This is a genomic window from Rhizobium sp. NFACC06-2 (genome assembly GCF_900101425.1).
Taxonomy (GTDB): Bacteria; Pseudomonadota; Alphaproteobacteria; order Rhizobiales; family Rhizobiaceae; genus Agrobacterium; species Agrobacterium leguminum.
The window spans coordinates 20,696-46,584 of record NZ_FMVA01000001.1; the positions used below are offsets into that span (position 1 = coordinate 20,696).

The following is a 25,889-nucleotide window of genomic DNA, read 5'->3' on the forward strand; positions in this document are numbered from 1 at the left end:
GCACCTCCAATATCTCAGGCCGCCTTGGCGACTTCGACAAAAGCGTTTCGAATGCTTTCAGCCACGGCAAGAACAGGGCGGGACGCCTTATCACCCATGATCAGGCGGATATCGAAACAGCCGAGTTCCGGCAGGCCTTCCTTGTCGCCCAGAATGACCATGTCGTTCTGCACATAGGATCGCGGCAGCGGCGCGATGGCGAGATCGGCGGCAATCGCCGCGCGCTGCGCCATGGTATGGCCGCTGAGATAGGCCACGCGGAAATTGCGGCCGCGCTTTTCCAGCGAATGGATCGCTTCCGAGCGCCAGATGCAACCCTCTTCCCAGATGGAGATTGGCAGCGGATCGCGCAGATAGGCCGTGCCGCATTTTGCGCCTGCCCAGACCAGACGCTCGCGCATCAGCACCTCGCCCGTATCCCGAAGGGGATGGGAGGCACAGTTGACGAGGGCAAGATCGAGCCTCTGCTCATCCATGCGCTTATAGAGATTGGAGCTGGAATCGATGGTGACGTCGATCATGATGCCGGGGAAAGCCTCGGCAAAACGCTTGAGAATGCCAGGCAGCAGGCCACGCTCGCCAATATCCTCCGGTGCGCCGAGACGGACGACGCCGGAAAGCTCCGGCATGACGAAACGCGACACGGCCTCGTTGGACAGCGCAATCATGCGCCGCGCATAGGTCAAAAGCGTCTCCCCATGCGCCGTCAATGTCACCGAACGGGCATCGCGCAGGAAAAGCGTCGTTTTCAACTGCTCTTCGAGCTTCTTGATCTGCATGGAAACCGCAGACGGTGTTCTGAACACCACTTCCGCAGCGGTGGAGAAATTCCCCGTTTCGGCAATGGCGACGAAGGTTCTCAATATGTCGTTATCCAGCAACGGCAGCGGTTGGCGGAAAGTCACGGTCATGGCACGCACCTTCAAATATTTTGATTTATAGATGGATATCATTTCGTTTGATTGAATGTCAACAAGCGCGCACCATCCGTGACATCGATTGACGGGGCGGATTTAGCCTCGTCGGCAAGCGCGTACCAAAGTCGCAAACAGGATCGTGGTTCAGGAAAGGATCAAGACATGACCATGATACATTATCTCCCCGTGACGAACCGTTCCTCGCACCGTCCGTCATCCAGCGGCTGGCTTCATCGCCTGTCCGACCATGTTGCCGCCCGTTACGCCGCATGGCGTCGCGAAAAAATGCTTCGCGCACTAGAGGCATTGCCGCCTGAAACATTGAAGGATATCGGATGGCCGACGACGGACAACAGCCGCATAAACGTCATCCGCAGATGACATTCAACCGGTGGCCCGCAACGTTTCCAGACGTGCGAGCCATCCCTGCCCGCCCTTCGAATGGAGGGACAAGGGCGCAAAATAGCGTGCCTGTTTTACATGCGACACGCCGCCTTTTTTAAAGGCTTGTCGCAAAATTTGCATATTTCAAAAGCGATTTTTTGACAGCCCCGATTCCACGGCGTATTTTTCGTTAAAGATGTCGTAGACAGGACATCCAGAAGACCAATTCCAAGGGAGGAATTGCGTATTCGCAACGGAGCACGGGCAAATGAGCAGAAACTCCCAGAAGAAGCGCTCAATCGTCTTTTTTCTCATTCCGCAATTTACCATGCTGCCATTCGCCGCAGCGGTTGAAACGCTTCGCATCGCCAACCGAATGTTGGGCTATCAGGCCTATGAGTGGCGGCTCTCCTCGCTCGATGGCCAGAAGGTCATGTCGTCAAGCGGCATCTGTCTTGAGCCCGATACCTGTCTTGCCGATGAGCGGCGCTACGTCAACGGCGAAAACCGCCCGGAAATGGCGATCATCTGTTCGGGCATCGATGTGGATCAACACATCAACAAATCCGTCAATGCCTGGCTGCGCGAATCCTATAATCGCGGCATCGCCATCGGCAGCCTCTGTACCGCGGCCCATATTCTCGCACAGGCGGGCCTTTTGAACGGCAAGCGCTGCGCGATCCACTGGGAAAACCTGCCCGGTTTTTCCGAAGCCTTCCCGCAGGTGGAGGTCTATGCCGACCTCTTCGAAGTCGACAGCAACATCTACACCTGCGCTGGCGGCACGGCCTCGCTCGACATGATGCTGAGCCTGATCGGCCAGGATTTCGGCGAAAACCTCGTCAACCGCGTCTGCGAACAGCAATTGACCGACCGGGTGCGCAGCCCCAATGACCGCCAGCGCCTGCCGCTGCGCGCCCGCCTCGGCGTGCAGAACAGCAAGGTCCTGTCGATCATTGAATTGATGGAAGGCAATCTTGCCGAGCCGCTGTCGCTGCTCGATATCGCCGATGCCGCCGATCTGTCGCGCCGGCAGGTGGAGCGCCTCTTCCGCCAGGAAATGGGCCGCTCGCCCGCCCGCTATTATCTCGAAATCCGCCTCGACCGCGCCCGCCACCTGCTGGTGCAATCGGCCATGCCGGTGGTCGAAGTCGCCGTCGCCTGCGGTTTCGTCTCAGCCTCGCATTTTTCCAAGTGTTATCGCGAAATCTACAATCGCACGCCGCAGCAGGAACGCGCCGAGCGCAAGCTCCTGATCAGCGCCTCGCGAATGGCGATGGCGAGCCAGGCAGGCAAGGCCGCGCATTGAATGCGTGGTAAAGGCTACAAACACGACGGAGCTTGTTTCAGGATAAAAAACCTCTCCTCCGTCATGCCGGTCCCCGGAACAAGCCCGAGGATGATCGGGCATCCAGTCACGGCGCTTCTGCGCCGTGAGAAGAGTCTTTCGCGATCAAGGACTTGATCGCGCTGGACCCCGGATCAAGTCCGGGGTGACCGAGTGCGGATGATGGAACTTTGCTAAACCACCGAACTTGGTCAGCGGCTAGCAAACACAATCAGACCACTTCACCCAAACGGCCGAACCGCATGGGCAAGGTCTTCCGCTGTCAAGCCGTCGCCTGCCCTATGGCCGGCCTCGCCATGCAGCCAGACCCCGGCCGCGGCCGCTTCGAAAGCGGGAGCTCCCTGCGCCAGCAGCGCGCCGATGATGCCGGCCAGCACATCGCCTGATCCAGCTGTCGCAAGGCTTGCGGGAGCATTGGTGTTGACCAGCGCCCGGCCATCCGGCGCGGCAATCACCGTATCCGCGCCCTTATAGACCAGCACGGCGCCGCTGCGGGCCGAAGCGACCTGCGCCTTCTCGATCTTGCTCAGCATCTTGTCGGCGGCAAGATCGGGAAACAGTCGTGCAAACTCGCCCTCATGCGGCGTCAGCACGAATTTGCCCTTGCCCGACGTGACACGCGCAAACAGGGCCTCCCTGTGATCCCTGAAAGCCGTGATCGCATCGGCATCCAGCACGACCGCCTTATCTCCAAGCAGAGACACGAAGTGGCGCACCTTTTCGAGGTCGCCGAAACCCGGGCCGAGAACGAAAGTGCCATGACGCCCATCGTCCAGCCACGACCGCAGATCGTCGGCATCGTCCACCGGCGCGTTCATCACCGCCGTCAGCGTGACGGAGAGCACATCGAGCGCTTGCCTCGGCGCAGCGATGGTGACGATGCCCGCCCCCGCCTTCAGTGCCGAAAGCGCGGTCATGCGGCTTGCGCCCGTCGCATGGGCCGGGCCGGAAAAGACGGTCAGATGCCCGCGACGGAATTTGTGGGTTTCCATATCGGCATGAGGCAAGGCATCCCGCCAGATCAGCGGGCTATTTTCCGCCACCGATCCCGCATGGGCATCAAGGATGCGGGACGGAATGCCGATATCGAACACCTCGAGCTTTCCACAAAGCTCCCGCCCCGGCATCAGCAGATGACCCGGCTTGCGCGCCATGAAGGTCACCGTCCGCTCAGCCCTGAACGATGCACCGAGAGGCACGCCCCGCCTGCCGCAGAGGCCCGAGGGCAGGTCGACGGCGAGAACCGGCACCTTCGCCCGCGTGACCGCCTCGATCACCCGGATAAGCTCCTGCGGAACATCGCGGGACAATCCGGCCCCGAACACCGCATCAATCACCACGTCACCGGCAACTGGGGAATACCCGTCAAACGGCAGCGGCGTCACGCCGCTCCGCTCGAATGCCGTCCGGGCATCGCCCCTGACCGCGCCGACATCGCCGAGATGATGAACCGCGACGACCGCACCGCTCTGCAAAAGCGCCCGCGCCGCCACATAACCATCGCCGCCATTGTTGCCGCCACCACAGAGCACGACGAAACGCTGCGCCTGCGGATAGTGACGCAGCACCGAGGCCGCAACCGCCTGCCCCGCCCGCTCCATCAGGTCATAAAGAGGAATGCCGGATTGCCCGGCCGCCGCATCGATGCGGGCCATGGCAACAGGGTCGATCAGGAAAAGGCGCGGAAGGGATTTCATGTCCCGATCATCCCTTCAAAACGCCGGAAAGGCAATCGATACAAAAATAAGCAAATAGCCATGTCTAAATAATAGACAAATGCATAAAATATAAACAAACAGCCATTGCTCTACCCACGCCTTTCCAAATATTCAAAAAAACTAAAATAATACAAATTCACAGAAATGCTGATGGATTTTTCGGGTTTCCGCGAGAAATTGGCTGGAAAAGCGCAAAAAGCGAATGCATTTTGTGTCGGAAAGCCGGGGGATCGAAGTTTTTTCTTCAAGCCCGCTTCCGATCTGGCACAATACGTGCATTCTTGTGGCAGAGCGGGAGTTACCTGCTTTAACGGGAGAAGCGGAGAGATATTTTCTCATGAAAAAGATCGAAGCGATCATTAAGCCTTTCAAGCTCGATGAAGTGAAGGAAGCCCTTCAGGAAGTCGGACTTCAGGGAATCACGGTCACGGAAGCAAAAGGCTTTGGTCGTCAGAAGGGCCACACGGAACTCTACCGCGGAGCGGAGTACGTCGTGGACTTTTTGCCGAAAGTGAAAGTCGAAGTCGTATTGGCGGATGAGAATGCGGAAGCCGTCATCGAGGCGATCCGCAATGCGGCGCAGACAGGACGTATCGGCGACGGAAAGATTTTCGTTTCCAATGTCGAGGAAGTCATCCGCATCCGTACCGGTGAAACAGGCGTGGACGCCATATAATCAAGAACGTCCCGAGCCGGGGAGGCTTGGGTTTTCACCTCGTCATCATCACACTCAAGGAAAATGTTTAAATGACGACCGCAAACGATATCTTGAAGCAGATCAAGGATAACGACATCAAGTTCGTGGACCTGCGCTTTACCGACCCCAAGGGCAAGCTGCAGCACGTCACCATGGATGTTGTCTGTGTGGACGAAGACATGTTCGCCGATGGCGTCATGTTCGACGGCTCCTCGATCGCCGGCTGGAAGGCCATCAACGAGTCCGACATGGTGCTGATGCCCGATCCGGCCACCGCCCATATCGACCCGTTCTTCGCCCAGTCCACCCTGGTCGTCCTTTGCGACATTCTCGACCCGGTCTCGGGCGAAGCCTATAACCGCGACCCGCGCGGCACTGCCAAGAAGGCCGAAGCCTACCTCAAGGCATCCGGCATCGGCGACACCGTTTTCGTTGGCCCGGAGCCGGAATTCTTCGTCTTCGACGACGTGAAGTACAAGGCCGATCCCTACAACACCGGCTTCAAGCTCGACTCGTCCGAACTGCCGTCCAACGACGACACGGATTACGAGACCGGCAACCTCGGCCACCGTCCGCGCGTCAAGGGCGGTTATTTCCCGGTTCCGCCGATCGACAGCCTGCAGGACATGCGCTCCGAAATGCTGACGGTTCTGGCCGAAATGGGCGTCGTCGTCGAAAAGCACCACCACGAAGTGGCTGCCGCACAGCACGAGCTGGGCGTGAAGTTCGACACGCTCGTCTCCAGCGCCGACAAGATGCAGATCTACAAGTACGTTGTGCACCAGGTCGCCAATGCCTATGGCAAGACGGCAACCTTCATGCCGAAGCCGATCTTCGGCGACAACGGCTCGGGCATGCACGTTCACCAGTCGATCTGGAAGGGCGGCAAGCCGACCTTCGCAGGTGACGAATATGCAGGCCTTTCCGAGACCTGCCTCTATTACATCGGCGGCATCATCAAGCACGCCAAGGCCATCAACGCCTTCACCAACCCCACCACCAACTCCTACAAGCGTCTGGTGCCGGGTTATGAAGCGCCGGTTCTGCTCGCCTACTCCGCGCGCAACCGTTCCGCCTCGTGCCGTATTCCCTTCGGCTCCAACCCGAAGGCAAAGCGCGTCGAAGTCCGCTTCCCGGACCCGACCCAGAACCCCTATCTCGGTTTTGCGGCCATGCTGATGGCCGGCCTCGACGGCATCAAGAACAAGATCCACCCCGGCAAGCCGATGGACAAGGACCTTTACGACCTTCCCGCCAAGGAACTGAAGAAGATTCCGACCGTCTGCGGCTCGCTGCGCGAAGCGCTGGAAAGCCTCGACAAGGATCGCAAGTTCCTGACCGCCGGCGGCGTGTTCGACGACGACCAGATCGACTCGTTCATCGAGCTGAAGATGCAGGAAGTCATGCGTTTCGAAATGACCCCGCATCCGGTCGAATTCGACATGTACTACTCGGCCTGATCGGCCTTTGGAGCGCTCCCATCGGGGCGCTCCATCCATTCCGGCGGTTTTCCCTGGAAAGCCGCCGTTTTCTTTTGAAGCCCAGCCATCATTGCGAAGAATGTCGAACAAGCCAGCCTCTCAGCAAACGCGCCTCACGGACTGGCTTATCTTTCTGGCGGTGCCGTTCTTTTTTTCCAGCAATGTCATTTTCGGCCGTGGCGTCGTCGGCGAAGTCTCACCCTTCATCGCCGCCTTCATCCGCTGGATCGGCTCGACCCTCATCATCGCCCCCTTCATGATCGCCGACTGGCGCAACTGCCTTGCCTTCGTGCGGCGAAAAACGCTGCTCTGGCTCGTCCTCGGCATTCTCGGCATGGGCATCTGCGGCGGCGTGGTCTATTGGGGGCTGACCATGACGACGGCCGCCAACGGCACGTTGATCTACACCACGTCCTCGCTGTTCATCATCCTGTTCCAGCGCGTCTTTCAGGGCCGCCCGATCCGGAAGCTGGAAGTGGCAGGCATGGTCATCGCCTTTGCCGGCGTGGCGGCCATCGTGCTCAAGGGCGATATGTCCGCTCTCTGGCACCTGAATTTCAACATTGGCGATTTCGCGATCCTGACGGCGGCCATCGCCTTTGCGGTCTATTCTCTGCTGCTGCGCAATCCCGCTGCACGGCAGATGGCCTCTTTCAGTCTTTTCGGCCTGATCGCCTTTTCCGGCGCGCTCGTGCTTCTGCCGCCTGCGGCGCTGGAACTGGCGCAGGGCGGCATGTTGCCCGCCACGCCAATGGCCTGGGCCAAGATCGGCGGCATCATCCTGTTCGCCTCACTATTGGCCTTTTATTGCTTTACCCATACAGTGCGCGTCTTCGGTCCCGCCACCGCTGGCGTCACGCTTTACATGATGCCGCCGGTCTCGATCCTCATGGCCACGCTGTTTCTGGGGGAGACTTTCGAGACCTATCACGCCATCGGCATCGTGCTGGTCACCGGCGGCGTCATCATCGCCACCGCACCCATCGGCAGAAGGCGCTGAACGCGGAAGGCAGACCGGCGCCAAAACCGCTAGGTCTTGATATTTCGCATTCCGATACCACCTAGTATTGGGAAAGGAAGTACATGCCATGAAACAAAGAAACGCAAAATTCACGCTTGGCGAAATCGTCCGCCACAAGGTGTTTCCGTTCCGCGGTGTGGTGATCGACGTGGACCCGGAATATGCCAATACCGAGGAATGGTGGAACGCCATCCCTGTGGAAATCAGGCCGGATCGCGACCAGCCCTTCTATCATCTTCTGGCCGAAAACGAGGAGACGGAATATGTCGCCTATGTTTCCGAACAGAACCTCGTCCACGACGAAAACGAGACGCCGCTCCGAAACCCCAATATCGGCCGCATCTTCGACAAGGCGCCGAACGGCGAATGGCGCCCGAAAATGTCGACGGCGCATTGACCCCCGCCAACGTTCTCCCCTCCCTCCCAGGGGCATAAAAAAACCGGTCTGTCGCCAGACCGGTTTTCCTGTTTTTGGTGCTTACGCTGCGATCAGGGCTTCGGCGCGCCCTTGGCAGCGTCCTGTGCGGCTTCCAGCTTCTTGCGGGCCTCTTCAGCCTTCTTCTGCATGCCTTCCTGCAGGCTGCGCTGGCTTTCGGCAAGCTGCGACTGGGTGATCGCCGGGCCGTCATAGGCGCCGGTGAAGCCGGAGAGCGCGATCTTGATGGGGTTCGGCGCGCGGCGGAAGTTGATGGAGGTGAAGACCACCTCGCTACCCTTCTTCAGGGAAGCGATCATCGCGTCCGTCAGCGGAACTTCGGCCGTGCACTTGTCGGGAAGGCAAACGGCGTAATCGAGCTTCTGGCCCTTGCCGCCGTCGATCTGCATCATCACGCCCGGAGGAACGAGACGCGCGGTCGGAACGGAGACCTGCAGCAGCTTGCGGTTGACCTTGCCTTCAACGGTGATGAGGCCGACGGCGGTGATCATCTGGCCGTTCTGGGCAAGAACCACGTTCTGCACGACGCAGACATCGTTGTCTTCCTGCTTGGAGCAGGTCTTGAACCAGCCGAGCGGCGGAGCGCCAGCGCCCTGAGCGGCGGGAGCCGCATCCTGCGCCTGCGAGATGGCCGGAGCGGACATTGCGCCGAGAGAAAGGACCAGAGCGGACAGAGCCGTCCGGGTGAATGTGTTTGCCTTGTGCATCATAAGAGTTCCGTCTCCTGAATGTCTGCCAGAACAGAACCGCAAGATCCTGTTCGCCGATGGCGGTATCCTTCTGCCCGTTCAACTGTCGTTTAAATGAGGCAAATGCGTGACCCGTCTCTTCCGGTCCCCCTGTTACATGCCGATCGCGGCGATATCCAGCACTTCTTTAACTTTTTCTTGAGCTGACCCAAGATTTCCCGCCGTTGCATGGGTCATGCAATGTCCGTGTGCTACATATCTGCCAGAATCATGACGATAAACCGGTCAGGTCCACATATCGGACTGACCGTTGAGACAGGATAGTGACATGCGCAACCTTGCGGCCCTCATCCCCGCATTGTTCCTTCTGGGATCATCCCTGCTTCCCGCCGGAACCGCCCTGGCACAGCCGCTTCACGGCATTTCCATGCATGGCACGCCTGCTATGCCGGCAGATTTCCGCCACTTCCCTTACGTCAATCCGGACGTGAAGAAAGGCGGCCGAATCTCTTACGGCGTCGTCGGTACCTTCGACAGCCTCAATCCCTTCGTTCTCAAGGGAATGCGCACCACCGCACGCGGCGTCTGGGACCCGGAATTCGGCAATCTTCTCTACGAACCGCTGATGCTGCGCTCCAGCGACGAGCCTTTCAGCCTTTACGGCCTGCTCGCCGAAACCGCAGAGTGGGATGAGGAGCGCAGCTTCGTCCAGTTCAACCTCAACCCGAAGGCAAAATGGTCCGACGGCGAGCCGGTGACCGCAGATGACGTCATCTTCACCTTCAATCTCCTGAAGGAAAAAGGGCGCCCGCCCTTCAACACCCGTCTGGACGGGGTAGCGAAGCTGGAAAAAATCGGCGATCGCAGCGTGCGTTTCACCTTCAATGACAAGGCGAACCGCGAAACGCCGCTCATTCTCGCCTCCTCCACCCCGATCCTGCCGAAACATGCGATCGATCCGGAAAAATTCGAGCAGGCGGGCCTCGGCCCGGTCCTCGGTTCGGGTCCATACCGAATCAAAACCCTGCGGCCGGGCGAACGAATCATCTGGGAGCGGAACCCGGATTATTGGGGCAAGGATATTCCCGGCAAGGTCGGCTTCGACAATTACGACGAGATCAGCGTCACCTATTTCCTTCAGGTCACCACCATGTTCGAGGCCTTCAAGAAGGGCGATATCGACATTTATCCTGAAGGCGATGCCATCAACGGCACTTCCGATACCTCCCACTGGGGACAGGCTTACAATTTCCCGGCCGTCCATCGCGGCGATATCGTCAAGGACGTCTTCCAGCCCCGCCTGCCCACCGGCATGTTCGGCCTCGTTTTCAACACCCGCCGCGCCGTCTTCGCCGACGAAAGGGTGCGCGAAGGCCTTACCTATGCCTTCGATTTCGAATGGATGAACAAGAACATCCTCGGCGGCTCCTTCAAGCGCACCCAGAGCTACTGGCAGAACTCGCCGCTCGGCGCCTATGGCAACGCTGCCGACGAACGCGAACTTGCGCTGCTCGGCGATGCGGCCAAGACCATGCCTGCTGAACTGCTGGCAGGCACCTACGCCCTGCCCACGACAGACGGCACGGGCGCCGACCGCAAGGTGCTCAAAATGGCCGTCGACAAGCTTAAAGAGGCTGGTTACAGCATCAAGAACGGCAAGATGTCCGATGCCAATGGCCGCCAGCTCGCCTTCGAAATCATGACGCAGAACCCGGCGCAGGAACGCATCGCGCTTGCGTATCAGCGCTCGCTGAACCTGATAGGCGTCGCCATGGGCATCCGCTCGGTCGATGACGGGCAATACCAGGCCCGCTCGAACAGCTTCGACTACGACATGATCATTCGCTCCCTGCCCTCATCGCTTTCGCCCGGGATGGAGCAGCTGAACCGCTGGGACTCGCTGTCGCGCGATGCGCAGGGCAGCTTCAATTATGCAGGTGTTGCCAATCCAGATATAGACCGGATGATAGAGGCGTTGTTGCAGGCCCGTTCAACGGAAGATTTCCAGGCAGCCGTGCGCGCCTACGACCGCCTGCTGGTGGCGGGACATTATATCATTCCGCTCTATTATATAGGCGCCCAATGGGTCGCGCGCTGGAAATATATCGACCGCCCGGATATGACACCCATACAGGGCAATCAGAAACAGACCTGGTGGGATGCGCGGGCGCAATAACCTGCCGCCATCATGTCGATCATATAAGGAATATCAGCCATGGAACGCATCGTTGTCGACGTCGTATCGGACATGGTCTGCCCATGGTGTTATCTCGGCAAAGCTCGGCTCGATCTTGCCATTGCCGAGGTGCAGGACGAAATCAGCGTCGATGTGAACTGGCGTCCCTATCGCCTCAACCCCGATTATCCGCCAGAAGGCGTCGACCAGAAAGCCGCACTCGAGGAAAAGCTCGGCAAGGAACGCCTCGAACAGGCGCATGCCACGCTTGTACAACTCGGAAGGGAAGTCGGCATCAACTACAATTTCGACGCGATCAAGATCGGGCCGAACACGCTCGATGCCCACCGCCTGTCGCTCTGGGCCCATTCCGAAGGCCGCGACGTTCAGGAACGCGTCGTGACCGGGCTGTTCAGGGCCAATTTCGAAGAGGGTCGCAACATCGGCGATCACGCGGTGCTGACAGACATTGCCGCAAAGGCCGGCATGGATGCGAAAGTGGTGGAGCGGCTGCTGGCTTCCGACGCGGACAAGGATACGGTCATCGCTGAAATCGATGCTGCCCAGCAGATGGGCGTCGCCGGCGTGCCCTTCTTCATCATCGACCAGAAATACGCCATAAGCGGTGCACAAACGCCCGATGTATTGATTGCTGCACTGCGGGATATTGCAAAAATCAAGGCGGACGAGCATAGATCGATGAACTGACGGTCAAACCACCGGCGGTTTTCATCAACTCGATTTTTCGCCGGTGTTTCCGTGTCCGACCAGACCCTGAAAGGCATTCTGCTTGCCTTTGCCGCCTTCGCTGCCTACGCCTGGAGCGATGCAAGCGTTAAACTCATAGAAGGCCAGATTTCACCTATCGAATCGGCCTTCTTCGGCGCCCTTTTCGGCCTCGTCGCCCTGCCCTTCATCCGCAAGCGCAATGATCACTGGGTGGATGTGGTGAAAACGACGAACCGCCCTTTGTGGATCATCCGCTTTTTTGCCGCCGGCACCGGCGCAGTGGGCAGCGTGACCGCTTTCACCCATCTTTCCATGGCGGAAGCCTTCGCGCTGATCTTCCTCCTTCCTTCCTTCGTCACCATCATGTCGGTGGTGTTCCTGAAGGAACAGGTCGGCATCCGCCGCTGGTCCGCCGTCATCATCGGTTTTTTGGGCGTGCTGGTCATCCTGCGGCCGGGCTTCCGCGAACTGGGCGTCGGCCATCTCGGCGCCATCATCGGCGGCTTCAGCGGCGCGCTCAGCATTGTCATCTTCCGCGCCATGGGACCGTCGGAAAAGAACGTCTCGCTTTATGGGGCTGGTGTGCTCGGCTGTCTCACCATAAGCGGCATCGCCATGGTGCCGACTTTTGTCATGCCAGCCGGCGAGCAATGGCTGCTGCTGGCGGGATATGGCCTGCTCGGCGCGCTTGGCAACGTCCTGGTCATGTATGCCGCCCAATATGCGCCCGCCGCCATGATCGGTCCCACGCAATATAGCCAGATGCTCTGGGCCATCCTGTTCGGTTATCTGATTTTCGGTGACCGTATCGACGGTTGGATGCTCGTCGGCATCGCCCTCATCGTCGGCTCCGGCCTGTTGACGCTGATCCGCGAGAAGCAGAGAAAAGTGCCGCTGCCCGCCTCGATCGCCGCCACCGATCAGAACGTGGCCGTCGGCATCACGCCGGAAGACGGGCGCTGAAGCCTAACGAATGCGAAGAACCGGCAACGCGTATCGCGTCGCCGGCATGGCATTCGGTCAATCACAAACCCTGACCCGATACATATCGCCCCAGGCGTTCTGCCTCCACGCCACGTGGCAGCGTGGATAGACCGGCTGGTAAACAACTGGCGGGCCGTAGGCCGGTGCAGCATAAACGGGCGGACCGTAGGCGGGCGCGTAATAGGCGGGGCCATAAGCGTAACCGGGATGTCTTGCACCCGCAATCAGCGCTCCGCCAATGATCGTGCCGGCAATGCCTGCGGCAAGGCCGCGGCCGAAATTATTGCGCGCTTCCGCCTGGCTGGTGGTGGCAATTGTGGTGCCCGCAATTGTCAAAGCAACCAGACCAGCGGTGGCAAACCTGTTGATATTGGTCCACATCGTCCTGCTCCTTCATCACCCGGCGGCATCCACTCATCCGCCGCACCGGGTATGAGGATGAGATTACGCCCACGAAGGCTACCGGTAGATGTCCGTTTCGTTACATCGCGGTAATTTTCGCTGAGCCGCGTGGGGCATTTGTGAGTGGCCAAAGGTGGGTGTGGCTTTACCCCCCTCTGCCCTGCCGGGCATCTCCCCCTCAAGGGGGGAGATCGACAGGACGATCTGTCGCCGCTTCATCCTCGACCGTTGAGATAGTCGAAACCTCGCCGCATATCGATCTCCCCCCTTGAGGGGGAGATGCCCGGCAGGGCAGAGGGGGGTAAAGCCCCACCCACCTTCGGCCCACGTCCAAATGGACACCCCCCCGAAAGCTCAAATCTATGATCGCGCCAGTTCCGCCAGCTGCGTCATGATCATCGCCGCACCCGCCAGCCGCTTTTCCGGCGTCGGCAGATCGCGGTTGAGGAACAGGCTGTGATCGGGGCGGATTTTCGCCATGGAACCCTGCTTGCCGATATACCCCACAAGCGCCGCCGGGTTGGGGAATTCCTTGTTGCGGAACTGCACGACCACGCCCTTCGGCCCGGCATCCACCTTCTCGACATTGGCAACGCGGCAGAGCGACTTGATGTAGACGATCTTGAGCAGGTGCTGCACCTCTTTCGGCAGGGGACCGAAACGGTCTATCATTTCCGCACCGAAACCATCGATCTCGCTGATATCGGCAAGCTCGCCAAGGCGGCGGTAAAGACCCATGCGCAGATGCAGATCCGGCACGTAGTCTTCCGGGATCATGACGGAGGTGCCAACCGAGATTTGCGGCGACCAGCCGCTATCCTGCACCTGCTCGTCACCCTTCACTTCGGCAACCGCCTCTTCCAGCATCTGCTGGTAAAGCTCGAAACCGACTTCCTTGATATGGCCGGACTGCTCCTCGCCGAGCAGGTTGCCCGCACCGCGAATATCGAGGTCGTGGCTCGCCAGTTGGAAGCCGGCGCCCAGCGTATCGAGCGATTGCAGCACCTTCAGCCGCCGCTCGGCCATCGTCGTCAGCACCTTGTTGACCGGCAGGGTGAAGAGCGCGAAGGCGCGCACCTTGGAACGGCCGACACGGCCGCGCAGCTGGTAAAGCTGGGCAAGACCGAACATATCGGCGCGGTGCACGATCAGCGTATTGGCGGTCGGCACATCGAGGCCGGATTCGACGATGGTGGTCGACAGCAGCACATCATATTTGCCGTCGTAGAAGGCATTCATGATGTCTTCGAGTTCACCCGCCGGCATCTGGCCGTGCGCCACAGCCACCTTCAGTTCCGGCACATCCGATTGCAGGAAGGCATGGATATCGGCGAGATCGGCAAGACGGGGGCAGACGTAAAAACTCTGGCCGCCACGATAATGCTCACGCATCAAGGTCTCGCGGATCACCAGCGGATCGAAGGGCGAGATGAAGGTGCGCACCGCCATGCGGTCGACCGGCGGCGTGGTGATGAGCGAGAGTTCGCGAACGCCGGTCATCGCCAGCTGCAGCGTACGTGGAATTGGCGTCGCAGAAAGCGTCAGCACATGCACATCGCTTTTCAACTCTTTCAGCCGTTCCTTGTGCTTGACGCCGAAATGTTGCTCTTCGTCGATGATGAGCAGACCAAGATTGGCAAAACTGATGCCCGCACCGAGCAGCGCATGCGTGCCGACGACGATGTCCGTCTTGCCATCGGCGACTTCCTTTTTGGTCAGCGCCAGTTCCTTGGAGCCAACAAGGCGCGACGCCTGCTGCACCCGGATGGGCAACCCGCGAAAGCGCTCCGAGAAAGTCCGGAAATGCTGGCGGGCGAGCAGCGTGGTCGGCACCACGACCGCCACCTGCACGCCATTCATGGCGGCAAGGAAGGCGGCGCGCAGCGCCACTTCGGTCTTGCCGAAGCCAACGTCGCCGCAGATAAGGCGGTCCATCGGCCGGCCGGCCGCGAGATCCTCCCGCACCGCCTCGATGGCGTTTAGCTGGTCCTCGGTTTCGTCGTAGGGGAAACGAGCTGCAAACTCATCATAGAGCCCGTCCGGCGTAATGAGCTCCGGCGCATGGCGCACCAGACGCGCGGCCGCAATGCGGATAAGCTCATCGGCCATGTCGAGCAGGCGCTTCTTGAGCTTGGCCTTGCGCATCTGCCATGCGCCACCGCCAAGCTTGTCGAGCTGCGCTTCCGCCGCATCGGAACCGTAACGGGACAGAAGATCGATGTTTTCAACCGGCAGAAACAGCTTGGCGTCATCGGCATAGTGCAGTTCCAGACAGGCGCGCGGTGCGCCCGCCGCCTCGATGGTCTGCAGGCCGACAAAACGACCAATGCCGTGTTCCGCGTGGACGACCAGCGAGCCCTCGTCCAGACCAGCCACTTCCGAGATAAAATCCGCACCGCGTTTGCGGCGCTTGGAGCGGCGCACCATGCGGTCGCCGAGAATATCCTGCTCGCCGATAACGGCCAGCGTCCCGGTTTCGAAACCCGTCTCAAGGCTCAGAACCGCCGAGGCCGCCTCGCCCTTGCCGAGCTTCTCCACCTCTTTCAGCGAGGTAACCGGCTTGATCTTCTCAAGCCCGTGCTCGTTCAGCACCTGCAACAAGCGGTCGAGCGAACCTTCCGACCAGCCGGTGATCAGCACCTTCCAGCCCTTGGCGCGGCGCTCGGCAATGTGCTTCACCGCCAGATCGAAAACATTCACCCGTTCTTCGCTCTCGCCTTCGGTTGGCGGGCGCGCCCAGCGCGGCCCGACATGGGCGTCAAGCGTTGCGACCGGGCGGCCTTCGCTGTCCTGCTCGTTGAAGGGCGTGAGACGCACCGCATTGACGGCAGCAAGCGCGGCATCGAAGCTCTTGCCGTCGAGATAAAGCTGGCCGGGCGAAACAGGCTTATAGGGCGCGCCCTGCGTGGAGCCCTTGGTTTCGCCGGAGCTGCGGCGCGCATCGTAGTAATCGAGCACCAGCTTGGAGCGCTCTTTCGCCGCCTCCCGCGCCGTATGATCGGTGACGATGCGGAAATCCTTCAGATAATCGAAGGCGGTCTCCAGCTGCTCGTAAAACAGCGGCAGCCAGTGCTCCATGCCGGCATAACGGCGGCCTTCGGAGACGGCCTGATAAAGCGCATCGTCTCGCGTCGCTGCACCGAACAGCGACAGGTAATTCTTGCGGAAACGGCTGATCGTATCCGGCGTCAGCGTCACTTCGCTCATCGGGTTCAGATCGAGCGAGCGCGCCTGACCGATGGTGCGCTGGCTGGCCGGATCGAAGGTGCGGATGCTTTCCAGCGTATCGCCGAAGAAATCGAGCCGCACCGGCTCTTCCGTTCCCGGCACGAAGACGTCCAGAATGCCGCCGCGCACGGCAAATTCACCCACTTCGCGCACCGTCGCCACCCGGTCGAAACCGTTGCGCTCCAGCCGCGCGGCAATCTCCTCCATGCGGATCTGGTTACCGGGTTTGGCAGAAAAGCCGAGACTCTCGATAATGTCGCGCGGCGCCATCTTCTGCAGCATGGCGTTGACGGTGACGAGCACGATGGCCGGATGCGGTTTCTTCGCGTGAGCGATCAGACCGGAGAGCGCCGCCAGCCGGCGCGCCGAGGTGTCAGCGCTCGGTGACACGCGGTCATAGGGAAGGCAGTCCCAGGCGGGAAGCGTCATCACCGGAATATCCGGCGCGACGAAACCGAGGATCTGTTCGAGATCGGCGACCCGCTGGCCATCCGACATCACATAGGCGACCGACGTGCCGGCCCGCGCCATATCGGCAAGCAAAAGGGCTTCCATGCCGGAAGGCACGTTTCCGATGGTCAGCGGCGTATCGGCCGACGACACCAGCTTTGCATCGAATCCGGCTATCATATTCTCACGCTTTCAGGGTGTCAGTGGTGACGAGATCGAAATCGGGACGGTAGGAGGCGATCTTCTCGAACAGCGGGGTCTGGAATTTTTCCGGTATGGCAAGCGCACCGGTCACCATCTTGACGAGGTCGTTATCCTCTTCCGCCATGATGACTTCCAACTCGTCGAGCTGGTCATCGGAAAGCCCGGCAATATTGTCTTCCGCGAATTGCCCGAGCACCAGATCCATCTCGCGAATGCCGCGGTGCCAGCAGCGGTAAAGTATCCGCCGGCGTCTCGGATCGAGGTCGGCGCTCGTGCGCACCAGTCCAGTCATCGCATTCACCTTTCGGTTGGCTATTCAACAGAATGTTGACTGCGACCTCCTATAGAACAGGAGGCGAACGCTTGGGAACCGGTTTTTATCGAAATAATGCCACGGCAGTGAAAATCTGCCGGTGATAACCCGCCTTTGTGACCAGCGAAGTCTTGCATAAGCCGCCCCCTTCCCCGATTTTGCTGACCCATGCGCCCGGCCATTCTCGATCCGCTGTTTGCCTCCGTCTCCACCCTTGCCGGTGTGGGGCCGAAACTTGCCGATCTTCTGGCTAAGCTGCTCAGCCGGGAAAGCGCCGACGACACCCGCGTCATCGATCTCCTCTTCCACGCGCCATCCAACGTCATCGACCGCCGCAACCGCCCCGGCATTGCGCTTGCAGCACCCGGCGCCATTGTCACCATTCAGGGACGCGTCGACCGCCACCAGCCGCCACCGCCGGGAAACCGCAACGCGCCATATCGCGTCTTCCTGCATGACGAAACCGGTGAACTGGCGCTGACATTTTTCCGCGCCAAGGGCGACTGGCTGTCCAAGGCCCTGCCCGTCGATGAAGAGGTTCTCGTCAGCGGCAAGGTGGACTGGTTCAACGGCCGCGCCTCCATGGTGCATCCGGATTTCATGGTGAAGCTTTCCGAGGCGGAAAACCTGCCTTTGGTCGAAGCCGTTTATCCCATGACCGCCGGGCTGTCTGCCAAGGTGCTGCGCAAGGCAATCGAAGGCGGGCTTTCAAAGCTGCCGGTCTTTCCGGAATGGATCGACGAGACGTTCAAGACCCGGCAGGGCTTCGGTGACGTGGCGTCCAGCTTCCGCGAATTGCACGACCCGCGCGACAGCGCCGATATCGAACCGCAAGCCCCGGCGCGCAGGCGGCTTGCCTATGACGAATTCCTGGCCGGGCAGCTCTCACTGGCGCTGGTGCGCCAGCGGCTGCGCAAGGTGGCGGGCCAGCCGGTCCGCGCCAAGGGTGATATCGCCGCCAAAATCCTGTCGCAACTGCCCTTCTCGCTGACGGCAAGCCAGAGCGCTGCGGTGAAAGATATCCTGACCGACATGGCCGGCGAAGACCGCATGTTGCGGCTGCTGCAGGGCGATGTCGGCGCGGGCAAGACTCTGGTGGCGCTGATGGCCATGGCAACGGCGGTGGAGGCCGGCGGACAGGCGGTGCTGATGGCCCCGACCGAAATCCTTGCCCGGCAGCACTACGCCACCATATCCAAACTCGCTCAGGCAGCGGGCATCACCGTCGAAGTGCTGACCGGCCGCACCAAGGGCAAGGAGCGCCGCGAGATCGAGGAGCGCGTCGCTTCCGGCGAAGCGCAGATCGTCATCGGCACCCATGCGCTGTTTCAGGATAGCGTGAGTTACAGGAACCTCGTGCTGGCAGTGGTGGACGAGCAGCATCGCTTCGGTGTGCACCAGCGCCTGCGCCTCACCGCCAAGGGCATCACGCCGCATATGCTGGTCATGACCGCCACGCCTATTCCGCGCACGCTGGTTCTGGCCGCTTTCGGCGATATGGATGTCTCCAAGCTCACCGAAAAGCCGGCGGGCCGCAAACCGATCCAGACCGTGACGATCCCGACTGAACGGATCGGCGATATTGTCGAGCGGCTGCGCGCGGCGCTGAAGGAGGGCAAGAAGGCCTACTGGATTTGCCCGCTGGTGGAGGAAACCGAAGAGTCCGACCTGATGTCAGCAGAAGAGCGCCACGCGGTTCTGTCGCAAATGCTTGGCGCAAATATCGGGCTCATTCACGGACGTATGAGTGGCCCGGAAAAAGACGCCGCCATGTTGGCCTTCAAGAACGGCGAAACCCGGCTTCTGGTGGCAACGACAGTGGTGGAAGTGGGCGTCGACGTGCCTGACGCGACGATCATGGTCATCGAACATGCCGAACGGTTCGGCCTTGCCCAGCTTCACCAGCTGCGCGGTCGCGTTGGCCGTGGCGACGAAGCCTCCACCTGTATCCTGCTCTATAAGGGCCCGCTCAGCGAAAACGGCCGTGCCCGGCTCTCCATCCTGCGCGACAGCGAGGACGGCTTCCTGATCGCCGAGGAAGATTTGAAGCTGCGCGGCGAAGGCGAGCTGCTCGGCACCCGCCAGTCCGGCACGCCGGGCTTCCGCATCGCCAGCCTCGAGGCCCATGCCGATCTTCTCGAAATCGCCCGCAAGGACGCCGCCTACGTCATCGAGCGCGACCCGGAACTGACCGGCCCGCGCGGCGAGAGCCTGCGCACCCTGCTCTATCTGCACCGCCGCGACGAAGCGATTCGTTTCCTGCACGCCGGCTGAAAGTGAACGCCCATGAACATGATCGACCCGCGCCGCCCGCCACCCGCCTTCCGCAAGGGATACGCGCTGTGCTCCCCCCAGAACATCCTGCAACCCGAGACATTTGCGAAGAGTGCGAAAAAGGCGATTGGCAAGGCATTCAAAAAGCCCGGCCGCAAAAAGGCTTGGGCGGAGGCACTGGAACAGGGCTGGAGCGTGCGGCTGGTTTATATGCGGCTTTTCGTTCCCGTATTCCACGCCACGACCACCGGAACAGAGGTGGATGATCTCGATGACGAGGATTGATATGGTCCATTGAATGGACTAATATAATGCTAACTTTAACGCCCGAGGTTAGCCGTGCAGATATCCGTGACGGATGCAAAAAGTCAGCTTACCGAACTGGTGCGCCGCGCGGAAGCCGGTGACGAGGTCATTCTCACTCGTCATGGCCACGCCGCCGCGCGGCTGGTTCCGGTCATTGCCGTGGCGGATAAAACCTCCCGCAGAGCCGCGCTCGCAAAAGTGCGCGCGACTGTCGCAAACAAAGCCGATGATGGCCCGGATGCCGCGCATAGTCAGGATTTTCTCTATGACGAGCATGGCCTCCCGAAATGATCGTTATCGATACATCGGCTCTGATGGCGATCCTGCTCGATGAACCCAAAGCGGATGCCTGCGCCGCAGCGCTCGAAACAGATGAGCCTCTGCTCATTTCCGCGGGGACGCTTGCGGAAACCATGATCGTGGCGCAGCGGCGTGACCGCAGCCGGGAACTAGAGATGCTGATCGAAGGTCTGAGCGTCGAAATCAAACCCGTCACCCTCAAATCGGCGCATGGCGTTTCCGAAGCGTACCGCATCTGGGGTAAAGGCATTCATCCCGCCGGGTTGAATTTAGGCGACTGTTTTGCCTACGAGTTGGCGAAAACCGAGGGTTGCCCTTTGCTTTACGTCGGCAACGACTTTTCGCAGACGGACATCCTCGGCGTTATATAGCTCAAACCGGCGCGATCATCTTCGGCGGCTTGAAATCCGGGGCCACCAGACCGCCGGATATCAGCAGTTTCGCCGCATCTTCCGGCGTCATGTCCAGCATCACGATCTTGTCTTTCGGCACGAACAGCAGAAAACCGGCTGTCGGCACCGGTGTCGGCGGCAGGAAGACGGCGACCATCTGCTGGCCCATTTCATTGAAACGATGGGCAAGCTCGCCCTTGGCCTCGGAGGCGACGAACACCATCGCCCAGGTGCCGGATGACGGAAACTCGATCAGGCCGACCTTCTTGAAGGAGTTCGAATGCTCTTTCAGAACGGATTCGAACAGCTGCTTGATGCTCTTGTAGATCGGCCGCACCAGCGGCATGCGGTTGAGGATGGATTCGCCGACGCCGAAAATCCATTTGCCGATGAGGTTATTGCCGAGAAAGCCGATGAGCGTGATGCCGATAACGGCGATCAGCAGGCCGAAACCGGGAATAGCCACATCGAAATATTGCTCGGGATCGTAACGGGCGGGAATATAGGGCTTCACCCAGCTATCGGCCCATTGCAGAAAGCTCCACACCAGCCACATGGTGATGGTGACGGGCGCGAGGATCAGAACGCCCGTGAGGAAACTATTGCGCAGGCGGGCTGCGAATGAAATTTTGACTGGAATATCGGTCATTTACCGTTCGGAATTAAGCGTTGTCGCCATCGAAACCCGGATGAAAACCGACAATGCCGGATGGAGTTCCACCATGCAAGCGAAGAACTGTGAAATATTCGTCAGGAATCCCTTCCGCATTCACCCCTTCGACATGGCGAAAACCGAAGCGGCCATAATAGTCCGGATCGCCCGCGACGACCACGCCGGAAGCATTCAGACGCTCCAGAACGGCCAGCCCGTCCCGCACCAGCCTAGAGCCGACGCCCTGCCCCTGCCGTTCCGGCGTTACGGAAAGCGGTGCGAGGCAAAACCAGCCGGTCTCGCCGCTGGTAAGCGTCACCGGCGAAAAACCGATATGGCCGATGATGCCTTCGCTGTCCTCGGCAACCAGTGAAACGGTAAGCGCGCCCGCCCTGCGCAACCGCTCGACGATCAGATGTTCCGTCTTGTCGCTGTAATCGACGTTACGGAAAGCATCTTCCGTAACGCGAGCGATCGCCTCTTCATCCCCCTGCCGCTCCGGCCGGACGATCATTCCACCGTTACCGACTTCGCCAGATTGCGCGGCTGGTCCACATCCGTGCCCATGAAGACAGCGGTGTGATAGGCGAGCAGCTGGATCGGCAGCGAGAAGACCATCGGCGCAATAAGCTCATCGACATTGGGCAACGTGATCGTCGCCATGGTGTCGAGCTTGGACGCCACGGCGCCCTTCTCGTCGGTGATGAAGATGATGCGGCCGCCGCGCGCGGCGACCTCCTGCATGTTCGAAACGGTCTTTTCGAAGAAACGGTCATGCGGCGCGATGACGATGACCGGCATGTTCTCGTCGATCAGCGCGATAGGCCCATGCTTCAGCTCGCCCGCGGCATAACCTTCGGCGTGGATATAGGAGATTTCCTTGAGCTTCAGCGCGCCTTCCAGCGCCAGCGGGAAGCTGGTGCCGCGGCCGAGATAAAGCACGTCCTTGAAACGCGACAGATCGCGCGACAGCGCTTCGATCTGCGGCTGGATGCTGTTGAGAACCTTGCTCATGATGCGCGGCATCTCGGTGAGATGGCGAACCAGTTCGGTTTCCTGCTGGGGCGTGACCGTGCCGCGCGCTTTTCCGGCGGCAACGGCAAGCGAAGCGAGCACGGCAAGCTGGCAGGTGAAGGCCTTGGTGGAGGCGACGCCGATTTCCGGACCGGCGAGGATCGGGAAGATCGCATCGGATTCGCGCGCCATGGTGGATTCACGCGTGTTGACCACCGCGCCGATCTTCAGCCCTTCCTGCTGGCAATAACGCAGGGCCGCCAGCGTATCGGCGGTTTCACCGGATTGCGAGATGAACAGCGCAGCCTGCGTGGGAACGAGCGGGATTTCGCGGTAACGGAATTCCGAGGCGACATCGATTTCCACCGGCAGACGGGCATAACGCTCGAACCAGTATTTGCCGATCAGGCCGGACAGATAGGCTGTACCGCAGGCGGAAATGGCAAGGCCGGAAAGCTTGGCGAAATCGATGGCCGTGTCCGCCTGCTTCACGGTCTTGGAAGCGAAATCCACATAGTGGCTGAGCGCATGGGAAATGACTTCCGGCTGCTCGTAGATTTCCTTTTCCATGAAGTGGCGATGGTTGCCCTTGTCGACCACATAGGCCGTCGCCTGCGAGATTTGACGCTCGCGCTTCACCGGCTTGCCGGAGAAATCGATGATTTCCGCACCCTGCCGGGTCACGATGGCGCAGTCGCCATCCACCAGATAGGTGATCTCGTTGGTGAAGGGCGACAGCGCGATGGCGTCGGAACCAAGGAACATTTCGCCCCGACCGTAACCAACGGCAAGCGGCGGGCCGGAGCGCGCCGAAAGCAGCGTGCCGGGATCGTCCTTTAACATGACGACCAGCGCATAGGCGCCGGTCACGCGGTTCAGCATCTTCAGCATCGCTTCGCGATGGCCAAGACCCTCGCGGGTATATTTCGCCAGAAGCTGCGCCACCACTTCGGTATCGGTCTGGGTGGTGAAGCTCGCGCCTCCGGCGGTCAGCTCTTCACGCAGTTCGGCGAAGTTTTCGATGATGCCATTATGCACGACGGCGACGCCGTCGACAAAATGCGGATGGGCATTGGTTTCGTTGGGAACACCGTGCGTCGCCCAGCGGGTGTGAGCGATGCCGACCACGCCCGGCAGCGGCTCTTCCGAAAGTCTCTTCTCCAGGTTGAACAGCTTTCCTTCCGCCCGGCGACGGTCCATCGCGCCATTGTCGATGGTGGCGACACCAGCCGAATCGTAGCCGCGATATTCGAGACGCTTCAGCGCATCGACAAGCCGTTCAGCAACGGGCTGGGTTCCGACAATTCCGACAATTCCGCACATATATTTCTCCAGACGGCGATCTCTTCGCCGAAACTACTAACCGTTCCCGAACAATCCGCAATTATGGCGCCGGTCACTTTCGGTATCGTTTGGTAACGTCCGTCAGGACGACTTTTTCTTCGCTTCCTTCAGCGCCTTCGCCCGCTCGCGCACCACCGTCGCGCGACCTGGTTTCACCTCCTGGCGTGCGCGCCCGAACGCCAGCGCATCATCAGGCACGTCATCGGTAATCACGCTGCCGGAGGCGATATAGGCCCCCTCTCCAATGGTGACAGGAGCGACCAACGACGAGTTCGAGCCAATGAAGCTGTTGGCGCCAATGCGCGTCTCAGCCTTGTTGTAGCCGTCGTAATTGCAGGTGATGGTGCCCGCACCGATATTGCTGCCCGCGCCGATGAATGCATCGCCGATATAGGTCAGATGGTTGACCTTGGCGCCCTCACCGATCTCCGCCTTCTTGACCTCGCAGAAATTGCCTACCTTGGCATTGGCGTGCAGGTTCGCGCCCGGACGCAGCCGCGCATAGGGGCCGACGGCCGCACCTTCGGCGACATGCGCCCCTTCCAGATGCGAAAACGCATGGATGACGGCGCCCGGCTCGATGGTGACGCCGGGACCGATGACGACATTCGGTTCGATCAAAACGTCCTGACCGATCTTGGTGTCATAGGAGAGGAAGACTGTTTCGGGCGCAACCATCGAAACGCCATCCACCATCAGTTCGTGGCGGCGGCGTTCCTGCCAGAGCTTCTCGATAAAGGCCAGTTCGGCGCGGTTGTTGCAGCCGACCAGTTCCGTTTCGGGCGCATCGATGGCGACGGCGCGGCGGCCGAGGGAACGGGCGATCTCGACCACATCGGTCAGATAATATTCGCCCTTCACATTGCTGTTGCCGATCCGGTCGAGCAGGTCCAGCGCGTTGCGGCCGTTGATGGCCATCAATCCGCTATTGCACCAGGTAACCTTACGCTCCGCATCGGTCGCGTCCTTCTCCTCGCGAATAGCGACAAGTTCGCCATCCTTGACCAGAAGCCGGCCATAACCGGTCGGGCGGTCGGTATGGAAACCGATGACGGCGACATCGGCGCCGGCGGCAATCGCCTCACGCGCACGGTCGAGCGTTGCAGACGTGATGAGCGGTACATCGCCATAGGCAACGATGAGATCGTCGAAACCGCGCTCGATGGCTGCGCGTGCGGCAAGAACCGCATGGCCGGTGCCCTTGCGTTCCGTCTGCAGGAAAGCTTCGACCTGAAGACCCTTCATGCTTGCGGCGGCAGCGACATTGTCGGCATCGCGCCCGACCACCAGCGCCACCGAGCCGACGCCAGATCCAGCCACCGCCTCAACCACATGGCTGATCATCGGACGCCCGGCGACCGGATGCAGCACCTTGGATTTCGACGATTTCATGCGCGTGCTGTCGCCCGCTGCGAGAATAACGGCTAGAGAGCTGCGCTCCATAAGACCTCCAACACCCAGTCACCGGCCGCAGGGCGGCCAGGACGGCGGCATATGTTTGACTTCACGCCGTCCGGCAAACGAACGGGCGCATCGGTAATTTCATTCCGGAATTGCTATAACGGCGGCCCACTTAAGAAACCATGCAAATCTGCACCAAATTTCCGCACCGATTTTCATCAAACGTGATTGGAATGGGATCGCATCCCGCTCCCGCGGTGTGATTTATCGCCGGGGGTTACGAGCAGTGAATTCCAGCACCTGCTGGCGGCCGTTTTCGATCAGCCTTTCCATCTCGCGGCGCGCTGCGGCCTCATCGCGCAGGCGAAACGCCTCCACGAGCCGCAGGTGGGAGGCCGAGACGTCGGAAATCTCATTGGGATCGGTTTCCGGGTTGCTCATCCGAAAAATGCCCACCAGAGCCGCCTTTATCAGCGAACCGACGGTGCGCATGAACGGATTGCCGGACATTTCGGTAATGAGGACATGGAAATTCATATCCGCAAGCGCGCGCTTTTCCTTGGAATAGGCGGTATTGCCCATCTCGTTGGCGTAAGCGGCGAGCTTGGCGATATCGCCATCCTTTGCCCTGATGGCGGCAAGCCCTGCGCCATAGGGCTCGAAGGCCTGACGGATATCGTAAAGATGCAGCAGAAACTCGTCGCTGACGCCCGCCTCGAAATGCCAGAGCAGCACTTCGCTGTCGAACATGTTCCAGCTTTCGCGCTCCGTCACCCGGGTGCCGATACGCGCCTTGGGGGAAATCATGCCCTTGGCGGTCAGCGTCTTCATCGCTTCGCGCAGCACTGTGCGCGATACTTTCAGCCGCTCCATCAGCTCGGCATCGCCCGGCAGGATTTCACCCGTCTTGAAGGTGCCGGACACGATATCGAGACCGAGCTTGTGAACGACCTGTGCATGATTTGTCCCCAGCTTTCGAAAACCGATAGCCGCATCGAGCATTTCGCGCTGCAAGTGCCATGTCCTTCC

24 protein-coding genes are annotated in these 25,889 nt (G+C 60.2%); 13 read left to right on the plus strand and 11 right to left on the minus strand.

All coding sequences use genetic code 11. The features are described 5' to 3' along the window. Positions 1–14: 14 nt before the first annotated feature. Positions 15–953 (minus strand): LysR family transcriptional regulator, encoded by a 939-nt coding sequence (locus F3H58_RS00140; protein ID WP_020810641.1) that lies wholly within the window; start codon positions 951–953, stop codon positions 15–17. 126 nt (positions 954–1,079) lie between these two features. On the opposite strand from F3H58_RS00140, the gene F3H58_RS00145 reads away from it, so the two are divergent. Then, a complete protein-coding gene (locus F3H58_RS00145) occupies positions 1,080–1,298 on the plus strand; it encodes a hypothetical protein (RefSeq protein ID WP_080856461.1) in 219 nt (72 codons plus the stop codon). Between the two features lie 271 nt (positions 1,299–1,569). Further along, positions 1,570–2,610 (plus strand): GlxA family transcriptional regulator, encoded by a 1,041-nt coding sequence (locus tag F3H58_RS00150; protein WP_149740846.1) that lies wholly within the window; start codon positions 1,570–1,572, stop codon positions 2,608–2,610. A 260-nt stretch (positions 2,611–2,870) separates the two neighbouring features. Here F3H58_RS00150 and F3H58_RS00155 read toward each other — a convergent pair whose 3' ends face one another. Further along, positions 2,871–4,346: an NAD(P)H-hydrate dehydratase gene (locus F3H58_RS00155; RefSeq protein WP_149740847.1), complete on the minus strand. Its 1,476-nt coding sequence runs from the start codon at positions 4,344–4,346 to the stop codon at positions 2,871–2,873. Positions 4,347–4,704: 358 nt separating this feature from the next. Between F3H58_RS00155 and F3H58_RS00160 the strand changes: the two genes are divergently transcribed. From F3H58_RS00160 to hspQ, 4 genes are all read left to right on the plus strand, one after another. After that, positions 4,705–5,043, plus strand: coding sequence for a P-II family nitrogen regulator (locus F3H58_RS00160; protein WP_003515720.1), 339 nt, complete (start codon positions 4,705–4,707; stop codon positions 5,041–5,043). Positions 5,044–5,114: 71 nt separating this feature from the next. Beyond that, a complete protein-coding gene (gene glnA, locus F3H58_RS00165) occupies positions 5,115–6,524 on the plus strand; it encodes a type I glutamate--ammonia ligase (RefSeq protein WP_003523416.1) in 1,410 nt (469 codons plus the stop codon). A gap of 100 nt (positions 6,525–6,624) precedes the next feature. Continuing rightward, complete coding sequence (locus tag F3H58_RS00170; protein WP_149740848.1) at positions 6,625–7,545, plus strand: DMT family transporter; 921 nt, start codon at positions 6,625–6,627, stop codon at positions 7,543–7,545. A gap of 88 nt (positions 7,546–7,633) precedes the next feature. Further along, complete coding sequence (gene hspQ / locus F3H58_RS00175) at positions 7,634–7,963, plus strand: heat shock protein HspQ (RefSeq protein ID WP_149740849.1); 330 nt, start codon at positions 7,634–7,636, stop codon at positions 7,961–7,963. A gap of 92 nt (positions 7,964–8,055) precedes the next feature. Here the strand turns inward: hspQ and F3H58_RS00180 are convergent, their stop codons facing one another. Further along, complete coding sequence (locus F3H58_RS00180; RefSeq protein WP_003523420.1) at positions 8,056–8,712, minus strand: invasion associated locus B family protein; 657 nt, start codon at positions 8,710–8,712, stop codon at positions 8,056–8,058. A 307-nt stretch (positions 8,713–9,019) separates the two neighbouring features. On the opposite strand from F3H58_RS00180, the gene F3H58_RS00185 reads away from it, so the two are divergent. Genes F3H58_RS00185 through F3H58_RS00195 form a run of 3 tightly spaced genes read left to right on the plus strand, consistent with a single transcriptional unit; the run spans position 9,020 to position 12,559 of the window. Further along, the gene (locus F3H58_RS00185; protein WP_149740850.1) at positions 9,020–10,867 is read left to right on the plus strand and encodes an extracellular solute-binding protein; all 1,848 of its coding nucleotides are present in this window, start codon (positions 9,020–9,022) and stop codon (positions 10,865–10,867) included. Positions 10,868–10,906: 39 nt separating this feature from the next. Next, positions 10,907–11,575, plus strand: a complete 669-nt coding sequence (locus F3H58_RS00190; protein WP_149740851.1) for a DsbA family oxidoreductase — start codon at positions 10,907–10,909, stop codon at positions 11,573–11,575. Positions 11,576–11,626: 51 nt separating this feature from the next. Next, entirely contained in the window at positions 11,627–12,559 is a 933-nt protein-coding gene (locus F3H58_RS00195; RefSeq protein WP_149740852.1) for a DMT family transporter, read from the plus strand. Between the two features lie 57 nt (positions 12,560–12,616). Here the strand turns inward: F3H58_RS00195 and F3H58_RS00200 are convergent, their stop codons facing one another. The 3 genes from F3H58_RS00200 to F3H58_RS00215 form a co-directional block, all read right to left on the minus strand. Then, positions 12,617–12,961: a hypothetical protein gene (locus F3H58_RS00200; RefSeq protein WP_013636325.1), complete on the minus strand. Its 345-nt coding sequence runs from the start codon at positions 12,959–12,961 to the stop codon at positions 12,617–12,619. Between the two features lie 381 nt (positions 12,962–13,342). Further along, positions 13,343–16,840 (minus strand): transcription-repair coupling factor, encoded by a 3,498-nt coding sequence (mfd, locus tag F3H58_RS00210; protein ID WP_149740853.1) that lies wholly within the window; start codon positions 16,838–16,840, stop codon positions 13,343–13,345. 4 nt (positions 16,841–16,844) lie between these two features. Continuing rightward, the gene (locus F3H58_RS00215) at positions 16,845–17,156 is read right to left on the minus strand and encodes an FAD assembly factor SdhE (RefSeq protein WP_065655165.1); all 312 of its coding nucleotides are present in this window, start codon (positions 17,154–17,156) and stop codon (positions 16,845–16,847) included. Positions 17,157–17,345: 189 nt separating this feature from the next. Between F3H58_RS00215 and recG the strand changes: the two genes are divergently transcribed. From recG to F3H58_RS00235, 4 genes are read left to right on the plus strand one after another with little or no spacing between them, the layout of a single operon-like run. Further along, a complete protein-coding gene (gene recG, locus F3H58_RS00220) occupies positions 17,346–19,451 on the plus strand; it encodes an ATP-dependent DNA helicase RecG (RefSeq protein ID WP_149740854.1) in 2,106 nt (701 codons plus the stop codon). Between the two features lie 12 nt (positions 19,452–19,463). Then, entirely contained in the window at positions 19,464–19,736 is a 273-nt protein-coding gene (locus F3H58_RS00225) for a hypothetical protein (RefSeq protein WP_149740855.1), read from the plus strand. 54 nt (positions 19,737–19,790) lie between these two features. Then, entirely contained in the window at positions 19,791–20,048 is a 258-nt protein-coding gene (locus F3H58_RS00230; RefSeq protein WP_149740856.1) for a type II toxin-antitoxin system Phd/YefM family antitoxin, read from the plus strand. Then, the gene (locus F3H58_RS00235; RefSeq protein WP_149740857.1) at positions 20,045–20,428 is read left to right on the plus strand and encodes a type II toxin-antitoxin system VapC family toxin; all 384 of its coding nucleotides are present in this window, start codon (positions 20,045–20,047) and stop codon (positions 20,426–20,428) included. The genes F3H58_RS00230 and F3H58_RS00235 overlap by 4 nt, the downstream gene beginning before the upstream one ends. A gap of 1 nt (position 20,429) precedes the next feature. Here the strand turns inward: F3H58_RS00235 and F3H58_RS00240 are convergent, their stop codons facing one another. The 5 genes from F3H58_RS00240 to F3H58_RS00260 all read right to left on the minus strand — a co-directional run bounded on the left by F3H58_RS00240 (position 20,430) and on the right by F3H58_RS00260 (position 25,862). Next, complete coding sequence (locus F3H58_RS00240) at positions 20,430–21,098, minus strand: DUF502 domain-containing protein (RefSeq protein WP_059760288.1); 669 nt, start codon at positions 21,096–21,098, stop codon at positions 20,430–20,432. A gap of 13 nt (positions 21,099–21,111) precedes the next feature. After that, complete coding sequence (locus F3H58_RS00245) at positions 21,112–21,615, minus strand: GNAT family N-acetyltransferase (RefSeq protein ID WP_149740858.1); 504 nt, start codon at positions 21,613–21,615, stop codon at positions 21,112–21,114. Next, a complete protein-coding gene (gene glmS / locus F3H58_RS00250; RefSeq protein ID WP_149740859.1) occupies positions 21,612–23,438 on the minus strand; it encodes a glutamine--fructose-6-phosphate transaminase (isomerizing) in 1,827 nt (608 codons plus the stop codon). The genes F3H58_RS00245 and glmS overlap by 4 nt, the downstream gene beginning before the upstream one ends. A gap of 102 nt (positions 23,439–23,540) precedes the next feature. After that, positions 23,541–24,902 carry a bifunctional UDP-N-acetylglucosamine diphosphorylase/glucosamine-1-phosphate N-acetyltransferase GlmU gene (glmU, locus tag F3H58_RS00255; protein WP_149740860.1) on the minus strand — a complete coding sequence of 454 codons (1,362 nt, stop codon included), beginning with the start codon at positions 24,900–24,902 and terminating at the stop codon, positions 23,541–23,543. Between the two features lie 222 nt (positions 24,903–25,124). Next, positions 25,125–25,862 carry a FadR/GntR family transcriptional regulator gene (locus F3H58_RS00260; protein WP_149741312.1) on the minus strand — a complete coding sequence of 246 codons (738 nt, stop codon included), beginning with the start codon at positions 25,860–25,862 and terminating at the stop codon, positions 25,125–25,127. Positions 25,863–25,889 lie beyond the last annotated feature (27 nt).

What these genes read in the sequence shown, in the direction of transcription:
- F3H58_RS00140 (WP_020810641.1), bottom strand. Translation starts at nt 953, where the DNA reads ATGATATCCATCTATAAATCAAAATATTTGAAGGTGCGTGCCATGACC.
- F3H58_RS00145 (WP_080856461.1), top strand. Translation starts at nt 1,080, where the DNA reads ATGACCATGATACATTATCTCCCCGTGACGAACCGTTCCTCGCACCGT.
- F3H58_RS00150 (WP_149740846.1), top strand. Translation starts at nt 1,570, where the DNA reads ATGAGCAGAAACTCCCAGAAGAAGCGCTCAATCGTCTTTTTTCTCATT.
- F3H58_RS00155 (WP_149740847.1), bottom strand. Translation starts at nt 4,346, where the DNA reads ATGAAATCCCTTCCGCGCCTTTTCCTGATCGACCCTGTTGCCATGGCC.
- F3H58_RS00160 (WP_003515720.1), top strand. Translation starts at nt 4,705, where the DNA reads ATGAAAAAGATCGAAGCGATCATTAAGCCTTTCAAGCTCGATGAAGTG.
- glnA (WP_003523416.1), top strand. Translation starts at nt 5,115, where the DNA reads ATGACGACCGCAAACGATATCTTGAAGCAGATCAAGGATAACGACATC.
- F3H58_RS00170 (WP_149740848.1), top strand. Translation starts at nt 6,625, where the DNA reads ATGTCGAACAAGCCAGCCTCTCAGCAAACGCGCCTCACGGACTGGCTT.
- hspQ (WP_149740849.1), top strand. Translation starts at nt 7,634, where the DNA reads ATGAAACAAAGAAACGCAAAATTCACGCTTGGCGAAATCGTCCGCCAC.
- F3H58_RS00180 (WP_003523420.1), bottom strand. Translation starts at nt 8,712, where the DNA reads ATGATGCACAAGGCAAACACATTCACCCGGACGGCTCTGTCCGCTCTG.
- F3H58_RS00185 (WP_149740850.1), top strand. Translation starts at nt 9,020, where the DNA reads ATGCGCAACCTTGCGGCCCTCATCCCCGCATTGTTCCTTCTGGGATCA.
- F3H58_RS00190 (WP_149740851.1), top strand. Translation starts at nt 10,907, where the DNA reads ATGGAACGCATCGTTGTCGACGTCGTATCGGACATGGTCTGCCCATGG.
- F3H58_RS00200 (WP_013636325.1), bottom strand. Translation starts at nt 12,961, where the DNA reads ATGTGGACCAATATCAACAGGTTTGCCACCGCTGGTCTGGTTGCTTTG.
- mfd (WP_149740853.1), bottom strand. Translation starts at nt 16,840, where the DNA reads ATGATAGCCGGATTCGATGCAAAGCTGGTGTCGTCGGCCGATACGCCG.
- F3H58_RS00215 (WP_065655165.1), bottom strand. Translation starts at nt 17,156, where the DNA reads ATGACTGGACTGGTGCGCACGAGCGCCGACCTCGATCCGAGACGCCGG.
- recG (WP_149740854.1), top strand. Translation starts at nt 17,346, where the DNA reads ATGCGCCCGGCCATTCTCGATCCGCTGTTTGCCTCCGTCTCCACCCTT.
- F3H58_RS00225 (WP_149740855.1), top strand. Translation starts at nt 19,464, where the DNA reads ATGAACATGATCGACCCGCGCCGCCCGCCACCCGCCTTCCGCAAGGGA.
- F3H58_RS00235 (WP_149740857.1), top strand. Translation starts at nt 20,045, where the DNA reads ATGATCGTTATCGATACATCGGCTCTGATGGCGATCCTGCTCGATGAA.
- F3H58_RS00240 (WP_059760288.1), bottom strand. Translation starts at nt 21,098, where the DNA reads ATGACCGATATTCCAGTCAAAATTTCATTCGCAGCCCGCCTGCGCAAT.
- F3H58_RS00245 (WP_149740858.1), bottom strand. Translation starts at nt 21,615, where the DNA reads ATGATCGTCCGGCCGGAGCGGCAGGGGGATGAAGAGGCGATCGCTCGC.
- glmS (WP_149740859.1), bottom strand. Translation starts at nt 23,438, where the DNA reads ATGTGCGGAATTGTCGGAATTGTCGGAACCCAGCCCGTTGCTGAACGG.
- glmU (WP_149740860.1), bottom strand. Translation starts at nt 24,902, where the DNA reads ATGGAGCGCAGCTCTCTAGCCGTTATTCTCGCAGCGGGCGACAGCACG.
- F3H58_RS00260 (WP_149741312.1), bottom strand. Translation starts at nt 25,862, where the DNA reads ATGCTCGATGCGGCTATCGGTTTTCGAAAGCTGGGGACAAATCATGCA.